The organism is Psychrobacter aquaticus CMS 56, from assembly GCF_000471625.1.
Classification (GTDB): Bacteria; Pseudomonadota; Gammaproteobacteria; order Pseudomonadales; family Moraxellaceae; genus Psychrobacter; species Psychrobacter aquaticus.
In genome coordinates this window covers 297,067-311,111 of the sequence record NZ_AUSW01000034.1, presented here as the reverse complement: position 1 = coordinate 311,111, position 14,045 = coordinate 297,067, and the positions used below count along the sequence as shown (strand labels likewise).

The following is a 14,045-nucleotide window of genomic DNA, read 5'->3' as shown; positions in this document are numbered from 1 at the left end:
ATGGACAGTCTACTTCCTTATTTTGAGCATGAGCTTAGCCTGTTTAATAAACAGTCAAAAGAATTTGCCAAAAAATATCCCAAAATAGCCAATCGACTATTGATGGGACACGATACGGTAGATGACCCGCATATTGAGCGGTTGATACAGGCTTTTTCGCTGATCAGTGCACGTATTAATAAAAAGCTGGATGATTCTTATGCTGATTTTACAGAGTCTTTATTGGAAGTCGTCTATCCCGACTATTTAAAGCCTTTTCCCTCTGTTTCTATCGCGCAGTTCAATCTGGGCGTACAGGGTAATGCGATGAGTGAATCGGTTTTAGTTCCCAAACAAAGTGTGTTTACCACCCAAAAAATAAATGGTACGCCTTGCCAATTTCAATCAACCCAAGACGTTGCCTTGCTACCGCTACAGATAGATAGCGTCAGCTTTGAGACACGCCAAGAAGTGTATGACAATCAGCACGGATTGCTCAATGGCTGCATCAGTATTAAGTTTAAAGGTCTTAATCCCAGTTTTGATTATCAAGCGTTATTGAGTCATTCACTAGATTTGTATATAGACGAAGATGCTAGCCAAGGCACCAGTTTATGGGACTTACTATGGTGTGATGTTAAACAAACCCATATTTATGGCAGACAAGTCAATAAGGTAGCGGGTAGTCCGTTTGAGATTATAGGATTTAACCCTGAGCAGCAAATACTCCCTAGCCATCGGGTGAGCAACGCTGCCTCTGCTTTATTAAAAGAGTACTTTTATTTTCCAGAGAAATTTAACTTTTTACGCCTGAATCTTGGGTCTACTTGCCCTGATTTAAAAATTGACAGTAGTGGTTTTGAGATTCGATGCTATTTTAAATTTGATAAAAAAAACAGCATTCGCTTAAAAAACCTACAGCAGTTAAGTAGCCGTAGTATCAAGCTGTTTTGCACGCCTGTCGTAAACCTATTCAAGGCTGCAGCCAAGCCGATTCAAGTGACCCATCGTTCTATCTATTATGATTTGGTGCCTGATACCCGTGCACTTTTTCAACATGAAATTTATGAAGTCAACAAAGTCATCGAGTCCAAACAGAGTGAGAATCGTTTGATACAGCGTGAGTATCATCCATTTTATGCGCTCAATCACTATGAGCAGCAAGATGACGGCCGTTATTATCATATCAAACGTGATAAAGATATGGCTGAGTTTAAGCAGGGTTTTGAATATCAGATTATGTTTGTCGAAAAGAACCGTGAAAACTTGTCCGGTGCGGTGAGCATGAGCGCTTCTTTACTATGTACCAATAGAGATTTGCCTGCACAAGTGGTGTTTGGTCAAAGTCGCGGTGATCTGTTTAGTGAAGGAATGACGGGTTTTAGTAGTCTGTCATTATTAAAGCAGCCAACCAGAACAGCACGGTTTGAGTACACTGGTGAAGAGCGCTGGCGATTAATATCACTGCTCAGTTTGAATTTTTTATCGCTTGCTTCCCAAGATGCCGAGCTGATGAAGGAGTATTTGTCGCTGTATGACATTACGCAATCTGCCGCTAACAAACTATTGGTTGAAGGTATCGTCTCTGTCGCGACCAGTATTGAAGCTAGGCGTATCCAGCGCTTGCCGCAACCGGGATTTGTGCGTGGCACTGTGATTGATATTCAAATTAATCAAAAGAATTTTGCAGGAGTCAGTATCCGCCAGTTTGCTCATTTGTTGGCTTATGTTTTTGGCTATCACGCCAGCCTAAATAGCTTTGTCGAAGTTGCCATCAGTAATGCCGTAACCAAAGAGGAGATATATAGATGTCAGCCACGCAGTGGTCTCAGTCCTCTTATTTAACCGATCTAATCGCTGCGCCGCAAACTTATGAGCTATTGCAAGCGCTACGTTTGGTTCATTATGAAATCAATATGGGCAATGCGCCTATTGAGATACGTTACCGTGCCTCTTTGTCCTTGGCTTATCCGCAGGCTGAAATTGAGTCAATGTCACTAATTGTCCAAGACAGTATGGATGGCAATGCTGATCAGACACGCCTTAGACAAATAGAAGTTTACCCTGCGGTTATCGGACTGACGGGTCCATTGTCTGCCTTGCCAGCGATGTATACCGATCATCTGGCATCGAGAGTACATCACGCAAAAGACAAAGCAGCACCTGCATTTTTAGATTTATTTAATCATCGTTTGACGGACTTGTATGTGCAGGCAAGCTGGTTTTATAACCTGCCATTACAGTATGAGTTGAACCATAAAAAAGACAGCTACCTGCTGAGCCTGCGAGCATTGGCACGGCAGCCTAAGAAACTAACAGTAATCGATAGCTTGATTGCCTATGCGGGCATGATTGCTCCTGGGCGTCTGACCGCCGATCAATTGGCACATGTGTTGTCACACTTTTTGGACAGCACGGTCAGTGTTGAGCAGTTCGTACCTGAGTGGTTTGATTTGCCAGCAAGTGAGCAAACAGCGCTCGGTGGTCAGCATGCTGCCCTTGGACTATCAGCGTTTTGCGGTGCGCGTGTCGTGCAGTTCGACAGCAAGATTAGAATCGTATTTCATCAGCTAGATGCCAAACGTTATCTTAGATTGTTACCTGCAGGCGATATGTACCAAGTCATTATCGACTTCATTCGTAAATGGTGCGGGGTGTGTTTGGCGGTTGAAATGCAGTTGGAATTGGATAAGCAATATATTACGCCTCTGTCACTATCTGAAAGTAATTTTGGTGGTTTGGGGCAGGGTGGTTTTTTGGTATCGCAGCCTACTACTGCGCATCATGACGATACCCGTTATGCGCTCCCTATTCAGTAAAACGATCATTGTTCAAATAACACAGAGTTTTATATACAAAGCCTATAAATATAATTTTGAATTGAATAAGAATGCTAAAGGAAGAGAGTTATGAGTCAGTTAAAAGCTGTGATTACCCGCTTGAGTCCGAGTTGCCGACAGTGTTTGCAGCAGGCCGCTAGGCTCTGTATTGATAAAGGACATCGCGAAGTAGATACCATCCATTTGCTGCATGAAATTATTGCCACCCCGCATAATGACGTCGCTCAAATATTAAAAGTAAATAAGATCAATCAGCCGTCATTATTGGCAGAAATCACGGACTTATTAGGGACGTTTGGTCAGGCAATAGGTGCCACCCCAGTATTTAGTGAGCGTTTGATGGCATTGCTTGAAGATGCTTGGGAGCTGGCAAGCAGTCAGTATGGGCAAAATGCTTATAAAAACCAACCGTTAGAAATCCGATCTGGACATATCGTGTTGGTGCTTTTAACTCATGAGCGTTACCAGTCTTTGCTCAATATCCTTCCTGAGCCACTACAGTATATTGATCTCTTTACGCTAAAAGACGATTACCAGCGTCAATGCCGTGGTAGCACCGAAGGCAGTAATTTCGTTAACAGTAATGAAAGTGTCAATAAAAACAAGAAGACTAAGACAGACCGCACGAACGATTGCGAATCTTTAGATACAGAACAAGCAGCTGCCAAGCCAACCCCTGCATTGGATAAATATACCTATGACTTAACGGCTAAAGCTGATGCCGATCAAATAGATCCAGTCATTGGTCGTGAGTTTGAAATTCACCAACTTATCGATATTCTGATTCGCCGTCGCCAGAACAACCCTATTTTGACAGGCGAGGCAGGCGTGGGTAAGACTGCCGTGGTCGAAGGTTTGGCACAAAAGATAGTGGCAGGTCAGGTGCCCGATCAGCTCAAAGAGGTGACGATACGTAGTCTCGATATGGGACTATTGCAGGCAGGCGCAAGTGTTAAAGGCGAGTTTGAAAATCGCTTAAAGCAAGTCATTGAAGAAGTGCAAGCCTCAGTCAAGCCGATTATTTTATTCATCGATGAGGCACACACCCTTATTGGTGCTGGTGGGCAAGCAGGCCAAAATGATGCAGCTAACTTGCTCAAGCCTGCGCTGGCTCGCGGTGAGCTGCGAACGATTGCTGCCACGACTTGGTCAGAATATAAAAAGTACTTCGAAAAAGACGCTGCATTGTCGCGCCGCTTCCAAGTGGTCAAGGTCGACGAGCCTGATATCGATACCGCAGTAGCGATGATTCGTGGTTTGAGTGCCAAAATGCAGTCACATTTTGGCATATTGATAGAGGATGATGCCTTGCAAGCAGCCGTTGAGCTATCAGCACGTTATATCAGTGACAGGCAGCTACCCGATAAAGCGGTAAGTGTCTTAGATACTGCTGCCGCCCGTGTGAGCTTATCAAAGACGGCCATGCCCAATCAACTAGATAAACTAAAGGCCAAAGGCGTACAGTTAGAGCAGCATATCAACAATCTCAGTCAGCAGCTTGAACGTATTGGCGGCGTTAATGAAAAAGAAAAGGTGAGCCAGCAAATTGCCGTGCTTGATGAGCAGCGTCAGTTCAATCAACAGAACATTACTGATATGACCGCTCGCTGGCAAGAGCAACGCCAACTGAATGATCAGCTAGATATGATCAATCAGCAGTTAAATGGTGAGCTGGAGGCCTCCGATACACTGAGTGCAAAGGAGCGCTTAGACAAACAAGCAGAATATCAAAATGTTGAACAAACACTCAAACAAGTACAAGAGGCGCATCGACTCATTCATGCGGTACTGGATCGGCAGGTTATCAAGCAAATTATCTCGGATTGGACAGGTATTCCACTTACCGATATGGTAGGGAATGAAAAAAACCACATATTGAATTTAGCGGATACCTTGCAAGCACGGGTTATTGGACAAGACCATGCTATCGCCGCTATCGTCAAGCGTATTCACACCGCCAAAGCACACCTAGATGATCCCAACCGTCCGCAAGGTGTGTTTATGCTCGTAGGGCCAAGCGGTGTCGGTAAGACAGAAACCGCATTGGCGCTGTCCGAAGTACTGTATGGAGGTGAGCGTAATCTCATCACCATTAATTTGTCCGAATATCAAGAAGCCCATAGCGTCGCGTCCTTGAAAGGCTCACCACCCGGCTATGTTGGCTATGGTGAGGGCGGCGTGTTAACAGAAGCTGTCCGTCGTCGCCCTTATAGCGTGATCTTACTTGACGAAGTAGAAAAAGCGCATCCAGATGTATTGGATCTGTTTTATCAGGTATTTGACAAAGGGGTGATGGAAGACAGTGAAGGGCGCTTAATCGACTTCAAAAACACCCTTATCCTATTGACCAGTAATATTGCTTCATCGCAGATTATGCAGCAGTGTATCAACACCGATCCTGATAACACTGATTTTAGTTTGCCGGATAGTGACAGCCTGAAACAGGCCATTAATCCACATCTGTATAAAGCTTTTAAACCCGCGTTTTTAGGTCGTCTAACGGTAATTCCTTACTATCCGCTAACCGATGATGCGCTCGCAGAAATCATTCGCCTTAAGCTGGATAAAATCACTGGTCGTATTCGTGACAATTACGACGTACCTTGTGTGATTGATCCTGAAGTGATTGAACTGATTTTATCTCGTTGTCATGAAGTTGATTCAGGTGCTCGTAATGCCGATGCCATTATCAGCCAGACATTATTGCCGCAGCTGGCAGGTCAGCTACTTTCTCATGATGACAGTCACAGTGTACTAAAGAAAATTACCGTATTCGTGGATGAGGACGATAATTTCGCTTATCGTTTGGATCGTGATCCCATTGTGGCACTCAATCAAATGGCGCAGTCCAGTGAAACCAACGTGAAAAGCAATCTTACAAGTCATGTAGAAAATAGTCTTGAAGAAGTGAATCAAACAGCAAAAAAACAGGCATCCACTAAAAATAAAAGCCGCAAAAAAGTGAGCAACGAGACGTCAACAAAAAAAATCACTAGTAAAAAAGCTATTGAGGAGGAGTCACTATAATGAGTACTGATAACTCCTTAATGATCAATATTGATACGCTTATTGCTCCTATTAACGGTAGCCATCATGGCGTGGGTGAAGACCTCATCTTTGACCCGCGTATCGATGCCATCGTTGCTGCTCGTCAAGAAGATGATCCATTATTGGCGCAAGGTAATTGGGTCACTGAGTTAAAAGTCGCTGATTGGGATTTTGTAAAAAATCAGTGTGCAGATTTGCTCGGTCATACTAGTAAAGATATGAAGCTGGCACTGTGGTACGTCGATGCGTTAAGTCATACCGATCATTTGGCTGGTATCAGTCATGGGCTTAGCCTGCTACAGGCGCTCAATGATGAATATTGGCTTACCATGTATCCACCGCTAGATGGTGAAGAAGACAGTATGGATATCAGAGCAGGGCTGTTGTCATGGTTTGTCAAAGCGCTCACTGATGATCTCAAACAATTGCCGCTTGCAGATACGAAGACAGGAAATTATAACTACAATTACTATCTAACCGCTCGTGATCATGATAAGCAGCGCCAGCAAAATCCTGATGGTGAAACGTCTAGTCAGTTAACCCTTAATGACTATAACCAAGCCATAAAGAACAGTAGCGAGTTATGGCAACAAGCGTTAATGAAAAATCTCAGTACAGTCACTGAACAGTGGCAAACACTCACCGATCAGCTAAACAATCTCATGGGCATGGATGCCCCCGTTTTTGCGCCAGTGACGGATCTGTTGTCAGCAATTCATCAACATTTGCGTCCATTGATACCAGAGCAGATTGATCAGGTAAATAATAAAGGACAAGATGCTGCAACCAATATTACGGCTGATGAAAATGTGTCGTTGGAGAGTAATGGACAAGTTGCTCATTCAGTAAACGTGACTTCAACCAGCTTTAATCCCAGCAACCGTGATCATCAAAGCAACCGTCGGCAAGCCCTCAAATTATTGGGTCAAATTCAAGACTACTTTGCGACCAATGAGCCGCACAGTCCAGTGACTTTTTTGTTGGGCCGAGCGATTGATTGGGCAGATATGCCATTGGATCAATGGTTGACTCACATCATCAAAAATGAAGACCAATTAGCGACGCTCTCTGACATGATCGGTATTCAGCCCAAACGAGAGCTATCTGACGATGGTTATTAATCAGTGTGCTGCTTACATTGTCAGTGAGTAGCCAATCCAGCATATGTTTATTTTTATATTCTTCATCTAGCGATTTTAATATTTAAACCTTTGGGCGGATAGGAAAGGGCTTATCATGGTATGGACTCAAACAAAGCGGCACTTGCAGATCAATAGTGCTCATCCTGATATTGCCACTAGTTTGATTCAGCAAGCTGATATCATCGAGAGCTTATTGGGTATGCCGCTACCAGACAGTGTTTGGGCTACGCCTGCACTCATGCCCGCGCCCAATGCCTATCCAAGCAATTATCATCAAGACCAACGAACTCAAAGCTATGCTGATCGTCAGCTTGCTCTGTATTGCGGCTACCGTATTAGCATTACCTTGTTGCATCTGCAGGCAGGACTTAATATAAAAGATTGGCTAGGGCAGAGTCTCGCGATTCATTGGCGCACTGGTGATGCTGTGCTGGCACATCAAATTCGTCACGGTATCATCACTGAAGCAGTCGCCCTTGGTAGCAATAGTGGCATGGCGGCTTACCGTATCATCTGTGAGCCGGCTTTAAGTCAGCTACGCCTATCTAGTCACAACCGTCGCCACCATCATCTTAGCCTTAATGAGCTTATTACTGACATCATAAGCCTTTATGAGATGGACATTGAGATTGACGAACGTTTGAGCGACTATCATATTCAGCATAGCGTGCAGTACAATCAAACGGACTTAGCCTATTTAACGCAGTATCTTACGTTGTATGGCATAACAGGCTATTACCGTCATGAAGCAGACAAGCATACTCTAGTATTACTTCCCCATGATTGTGAGGACTTGCGTCCAGACACGAGTGATATCCATAGCACGCTCAGTCAGAATACGGCCAATCTTGCTGACAGACAAGACCGTATCACTGCCATTCGTCCACGTATTACCCAGCATATCCAACAAACCGACCTACATCGTTATGACAATCGGTTATTGAGTACCTATGGTGGCAGTAGCACTAGCGAACAGTCTATCGATTCAAGCAGTCCAAACAGTCACAACCGCTTTTTGCATAGCCATACTCATTTTGATGATAAAGGTCTCGATCAACTTGCTACGCGCTATCAAAAGAATGCTCAGCAGCTAGCCAATCTAGGTAGCATCACAGGTAACATCCGGCATCTCTCTTTGCCAAGCGCTCACTATATCGATGGCAACCCTTACGTGACTGAGCCAATAAGTCTGGCTTCTATTCATCAACGTATTAACAATCATATTCCTACCGATTGGCTGGGCATAGCGCCCTTTGATCCGATGACTCTACAGCCTTATTTAAAAAAGGATAGTGATGACGACACTGTCCATCATATTACTGCTTGCTACCTGCCATTTCCACATCATCACCATATTCCCTTTGGTGGACAACTGACAAACCTTGGGCAACCGCATCCTAGTCTCACTGGTCTAATGAGTGCCAGTATTATCGATACTGCTAGTGGCAGCGCTATTGATACTGATCGTAATCATCGTGCCCACATTCGCTATCACTGGCAACAAGACGACGATCAACAAGATGGTGCGCATTGGATACCTATTGCCAGCCACTTCGTTGCCGACCACATGGGACAAACCTATCCGCTGCGTCACGGACAGCACGTGCTTATTGACTTTATCGGCGGTGATATCAATCACCCCATCATCATCGGTAGCACCCACAACGGTCGAGGCAATCGTGATGCCCAGCACAATAGCAGCGTCAGCGACACAGATGCCCTTGATGCCACCAGTCCCACTTGGTTTATCAACCAAAGTCATGCCCATCCTATAGACGGCATCAAAACCCAAAGTATTGACTCAAGCCGAACAGGGGACGCCAGCAAAGACAGCTTAACCAATGGTTATAACCAGCTCATGTTTGACGGCCATCCTGATAGTCCACAAATCAATCTCTATAGCACAAGCTACCAAAGCAGCCTCACAATAGGCCAGCTGTATCAGCACACCGACCATGCGCGCGGTCAAGCGCGGGGACAAGGTATTAGTATAGAGACTGGGGCAGCCGCCAATATACAAGGCAGTACAGGCATCCACATTAGTAGCCGTACCAGCCCCCAGCACATGAGTCATGACAGCCACAGCAAACTACAAACGGCCGATCAGCATCAACAAGCATACGAGCAACTCGCCAATACCCATCAACCAGTAGGATTGGACGGTAGCGCCAATGACAAACCAAATGGTAGCCAAAACCAAGAAGACGCTCAAACGCCATTTATCAAGTTTAGTAAAGACACCAATGATGCTGCGCTGAGCGAGTCTGGACAATGGCAACAACCCCATCTGCTTATCGACTCTCAGCGTCATCTCGCACTGTTAAGTGGACAACACAGTCAGCATACCAGTACTCAAAGCACCCGTAGTCATGCCACAGACAGTACCCATTATCATAGCCAAACCCAAATGAATCAACTGGTTGCAGGCGATATCCATTACTACTCAAACAAAGCACAAACCCATACCGCCGCTCATGGTGATGTGACCATACAAGCGCATCAAAGCGAGATGCGACTGGATAGCGAACAAGTACTGCGTATCCATAGCCGCGACAGTGTTGAGATCATTGCGCCTGACACGTTGACACTAAAAGCCGCTGGCAGTGGTATTGAGATATCGGGCGGTAATGTGACGTTTATCACACCGAAGCAAGTAGGCTATAAGGCGAGTAAGGTGGATTGGGGCAGTGGGGATGGTGGTAGTCCAACGATTACTGTGCCTCAAGACGAGCTTGCTGACTGTGTTGCTAAAACGGCTAGCACGGGTAAAAAAGGCGGAGCCGTCTAAATATGTTATTACCACAAGTAGAATATCTTGATGATATTCAAGCCACGAAACAGTATCAAAAGCAGCTTGAAGCTGTGTATCAACGCATTTCTGATAATCACTATCAGCAGCTCACTGTGCTCATTGATCTAAATACGTATGGGACAGAAATATTTAACGTCCTTGACTGCGGCGTAGATTTGCCATTTGAGCGTATAAAACGCATTCATCATACCTTCAACGATGACTTAGCTCTTGTTGACATTCAGTTAGGTGACAGTACTGGTCAGCGCATACTAGAGCAGCTATTGGCACTAGCACTATATGAGAATATTAATGATATAGCAGGTAATCCGCATTCACGTAGCATTTGTTTATGGCTGTTCAACCATCGAATTACTGAAACGATAAAACATAGTCTATATCTGATAGGTCAAGCGTATGGATTGGGGACAAATAAGCGCCGCTATCTGCGCTACTGGGATCCGAGAGTAATACAGTTGTTGGACTATTTATGGACAGCGCCACAAAAGCTGCAAATTTACCAGTTGGGGCTCTCTCATATTTATTATGTTGATTGGAATAACAAAATGAAGGTACTAACGTTGCCGATACCCAATAAGGTATATCCGTCTAATATTGAAGCAGCATTGGAGCAGCTCAGACCTTTACCCTTTAGATTTAATCAGCAGCAGTGGCAACTGCTTGAGCAAACAGAGTGGATAAATATGATATTTCGGCAACTGAAAGAACAAATAGTGATCAACGCTCAATCTTATGAAATTGTCATGAGCCAAGCATTATTGATTGCCAAGCGTAAAATGACGCAGCAGCAGGCGGTTAATAATATTATTGAGGGTTTGGAGCAGCCTAGAAGCCAGGGAGTAACGGGATGAGTAATGATTTAAGCTTTATGGATAGATTGACAAGTAATCATAAAAGTTCCCAAGATAAAAAGAAAGCTGAGCCTGTAGTATTAGAGCTAGAATATGAAATCCCTACGGATGACCCATCAGTTTTACTAGATACCATCATAGTAACGGCTACCAAGAAATGCGATTATGAATGTGGAAAAACGGGTATTCCGATATTACCTGTGGTGCTGAGTAAAACAGATTATAAAGTAGCGACCCAAGATGAGCGGTATTTTGCCCACGAGATTGCCTCTATACCATCTACTCATACTGCTGTTGCGAGCCTACCAAATCATGCTTATCTTTATTGTTATATAGAAGATAGTGAAGGGTATAATTTTGATGAGTATTACACAGGTGCAGACGGGGCATTAAAACGTACTAAATTATATATTGACAAAGATTTTAAAGAAAGACCCAGCCAATCTGGACAAATAGACGTACAAAATATCGATGAGTCTGACAGTGACAGTTCTGACGAAGAGGTACAGCCATTTAACTGTGATAGAAAAGAACATAGTACGTTAGAGAGTAAATATATCACTTTGCTTCAAGGGGATACGGCATGGTTAATGGTGAGTCATGCCAAGTTAAGCAAATCTACATTAAAAAAATACGTGGAAGATGAAGGATTACGAAATAAACGTATGCAAAAGTTTGTCACTGATGAGCTTACAGGTAATAAACATACCGTCAATATGAGCACTAATGAAGTCGGCTACATAAAAAGCTTTTCTCAACGTAAGCAGCTTGCTCAAGGTGGAGATATTAACGAAAAAATTAATGTATTAGAGAAAAATGGAGATAGTGATGTATTAGGAAGTGTAAGAACCGCGTCATCGCTGTATCAAAGTATGCAAAGAAGTATTGCAGAAGACGATGAGGATCTTGCTTTAGAAATTAAACCTATGATGGTTGCCCTACCTGATCCAGTAGGTGAAGTCATTGCAGCAGCGGAGAAACGAAATTATTTACTTAAGAAACTAGACGATTCTCAAAAAGATAAAGGTAAAATTCGAGAACAAGTCAATGCCATCATCATCGATAATATTAAAAGTAGTATAGAGGCAAATACTAAAGAACGTATTGGATACGATGACAATGTAAAATTCTCAGCAGCGACAGCAACTAAAATAATAGAAAGTAATAATCAAATAAAAAATGAAAATTATAAAAATATCTATAAATATATTAATGAATCAAAATTTAAAGCTGTCTTAGAGAGTGCGAAAAAAAATCGTCAAGATAAAGCTGCTATTGCAACAGCACGGCAAACATTTATAGATGCTATTACACGTTCTGAGTTTGCTTTTGTCATGCGTGAAGACTTCCTTGAAAATGATGAAGACAGTCACTCAGGCTATGCTCAAATTATTGCCGAAGCCACTCAAGGTATTGGTATTGATGAAAGAAATATCGGCATACCAGACTCGATATGGGCGGATTATGAACCAGAGAAAATAGAAGGTATGACGGCCAAGAAAGAGTTTGAACAATCACTACTGCCGTGTATTTCAGGTCAACAGTCTATTGAAGACAATTGGTTAATGAAGGCGTTGATTGGTCTCAATAAAGAAGATATTAATAGATTAGAAAATCCACCAGCCTATGAAAACCTAGCGCGTGCTAGTGACTTTATTGGTACGACGACAAGCTGGGTGGTGGCATTCAAAGTACAAAAACAAAAGCAACAAATCACTGCTAAAATCAATATGGATATTGAGCAACTTAATAAACTTGCCAATCATAAGGCTCAAATTGTCCAAACGATGAGTAGCAACATGAGCCATATTAAAGATAATAACAAGCTATTACATAAGCTTGATTTATGGCAAAGAGCGAGTGTATATCAATCTACAGGTTTTAAACTGGCGCAAAAATTTTTGAAACATAGCCCAGAGGCCATACTTAAATGGAGTGAGCAGCGTCTCAGCCGTTCTGTTAATAACGCCAAACCGCATCAAACGCTATTGCCAGCTAGTATTGATAATAGAGTCGTTAGTAATGCCTCCTCAGTCCAAGCTCCGATTGCTTTCGATCTAGTAAACTCACATGGCGTAGACCAAAAAGCATTAGATATCTTTGATCAGGCAGCTGCTGGTGATGAGCATGCCCGCACTGTGGTGACCATGTATACCACCGAAGAGTCAGCGCGTACAACTCAAACCATCAATCAGGATATGGATAAACAAGCTGCCAATCTAAACAGAGCATTAGATCCCATCAATGGCGAGTATCAAAAGCTTGAGCGCAGCTCAGCGGGCAAAGCGGCATTGATATCAGCGGGTATAGCTTTGTTTCAACTACGTAGTGTTTGGATGGGCAAGAGCACGCTTAGCAGTATGGCACGCCGAGGCGACCGCGCGGGTCTTGAATTCATGACAGGTTATGCCAGTACCTCTCTTGCTTTAACGAGTGCCAGCCTTGATGTCGCTAATGCGGGACTACAGATGAAAGCGGCACGCAGTGCATGGGTCACAAGGCTGAGTCTGAGCGTTGGTGTACTTGGTGCTGTGGGTGCTGGGTTTGAGGTGTATAGTTTATCAATTACTCGTAAACGTTTGGAAGAAAGCAGTAGTCGAAATTCAGTGATAGCAGTTGGGGTAGCTCAAGGTGCAGCAGTAACAGCAGGTATCTCAGGTGCAGCGATTGCATTAGGTTTTACTATGCCATGGCTAGTAGGTATTATGGCAGTCGCTTGGGGCGTCAGTCTAATCGCTCAATGGGTGGCGTTTCGATATGATAAAGGTCATATTCTACCTGTTCACTATTGGTTAGATGCTGGCGTCTTTGGTAATAAAGCTATGTTAAATAGCGAATATCCCAATAATCCTTTTAATATACAGGCAATGAGTAGCCTTGAGCAAGATATGCACGCTTACTCTCTAGCTTTAACTGAGATACAAGTTAACCCACAATTTGCGACAAACACTGCTAATTTTAGACAAACATTATCGGGGCAAATAGAAATAACGTTAAGTCAGTGGAACGATAATAGTGAGCTTGTCGTAGAGTTTATCGGTATCGGCAGTCGAGAGCTAGGACTAGATAGAAAATCCTTCAATATAGAGACGCTTAAACGACAAAACCAAGTCATTGAAACCTCAAAAGGACTAAAGGTCGTATTAGACATTCCCAAGACCAGTCACTTTCAAGCGCAGTATTTAGGCTCATATAGGGAAGGGACGCGAGATCCCAATAAGGAACACGATATGCAAGAAGCTAGAGAGATAGCACAAGCCAATGCTGGTCGTGAAGTTGATAAACTTAGAGCCGTTGTGAAGTATGCGCTCAACCCAAGTATGAATCCATATTACCAACTACGTACAAGCGTCACAAGTCAATAAGGATAACA

General features: G+C 43.5%; 7 protein-coding genes. All 7 read left to right on the top strand.

The features are described 5' to 3' along the window. The 7 genes from tssF (at position 1) to M917_RS10825 (ending at position 14,037) form a co-directional block, all read left to right on the top strand. Entirely contained in the window at positions 1–1,824 is a 1,824-nt protein-coding gene (gene tssF, locus M917_RS10855; protein WP_021814891.1) for a type VI secretion system baseplate subunit TssF, read from the top strand. Next, positions 1,788–2,798 (top strand): type VI secretion system baseplate subunit TssG, encoded by a 1,011-nt coding sequence (gene tssG / locus M917_RS10850; RefSeq protein WP_021814890.1) that lies wholly within the window; start codon positions 1,788–1,790, stop codon positions 2,796–2,798. Before tssF ends, tssG begins: the two co-directional genes overlap by 37 nt. A gap of 90 nt (positions 2,799–2,888) precedes the next feature. Continuing rightward, positions 2,889–5,846: a type VI secretion system ATPase TssH gene (gene tssH, locus M917_RS10845; protein ID WP_021814889.1), complete on the top strand. Its 2,958-nt coding sequence runs from the start codon at positions 2,889–2,891 to the stop codon at positions 5,844–5,846. Then, positions 5,846–6,988: a type VI secretion system protein TssA gene (gene tssA / locus M917_RS10840; protein WP_021814888.1), complete on the top strand. Its 1,143-nt coding sequence runs from the start codon at positions 5,846–5,848 to the stop codon at positions 6,986–6,988. The genes tssH and tssA overlap by 1 nt, the downstream gene beginning before the upstream one ends. Before the next feature lie 115 nt (positions 6,989–7,103). Beyond that, positions 7,104–9,797, top strand: coding sequence for a contractile injection system protein, VgrG/Pvc8 family (locus tag M917_RS10835; protein ID WP_021814887.1), 2,694 nt, complete (start codon positions 7,104–7,106; stop codon positions 9,795–9,797). Positions 9,798–9,799: 2 nt separating this feature from the next. Next, on the top strand, positions 9,800–10,672 hold the full coding sequence (locus tag M917_RS10830) for a hypothetical protein (protein WP_021814886.1): 873 nt from the start codon (positions 9,800–9,802) through the stop codon (positions 10,670–10,672). Further along, positions 10,669–14,037: a toxin VasX gene (locus M917_RS10825; protein ID WP_021814885.1), complete on the top strand. Its 3,369-nt coding sequence runs from the start codon at positions 10,669–10,671 to the stop codon at positions 14,035–14,037. The genes M917_RS10830 and M917_RS10825 overlap by 4 nt, the downstream gene beginning before the upstream one ends. The last annotated feature ends 8 nt before the right edge of the window (positions 14,038–14,045 follow it).

Coding starts and splice junctions, on each gene's coding strand:
- tssF (WP_021814891.1), top strand. CDS start 1: ATGGACAGTCTACTTCCTTATTTTGAGCATGAGCTTAGCCTGTTTAAT.
- tssG (WP_021814890.1), top strand. CDS start 1,788: ATGTCAGCCACGCAGTGGTCTCAGTCCTCTTATTTAACCGATCTAATC.
- tssH (WP_021814889.1), top strand. CDS start 2,889: ATGAGTCAGTTAAAAGCTGTGATTACCCGCTTGAGTCCGAGTTGCCGA.
- tssA (WP_021814888.1), top strand. CDS start 5,846: ATGAGTACTGATAACTCCTTAATGATCAATATTGATACGCTTATTGCT.
- M917_RS10835 (WP_021814887.1), top strand. CDS start 7,104: ATGGTATGGACTCAAACAAAGCGGCACTTGCAGATCAATAGTGCTCAT.
- M917_RS10830 (WP_021814886.1), top strand. CDS start 9,800: ATGTTATTACCACAAGTAGAATATCTTGATGATATTCAAGCCACGAAA.
- M917_RS10825 (WP_021814885.1), top strand. CDS start 10,669: ATGAGTAATGATTTAAGCTTTATGGATAGATTGACAAGTAATCATAAA.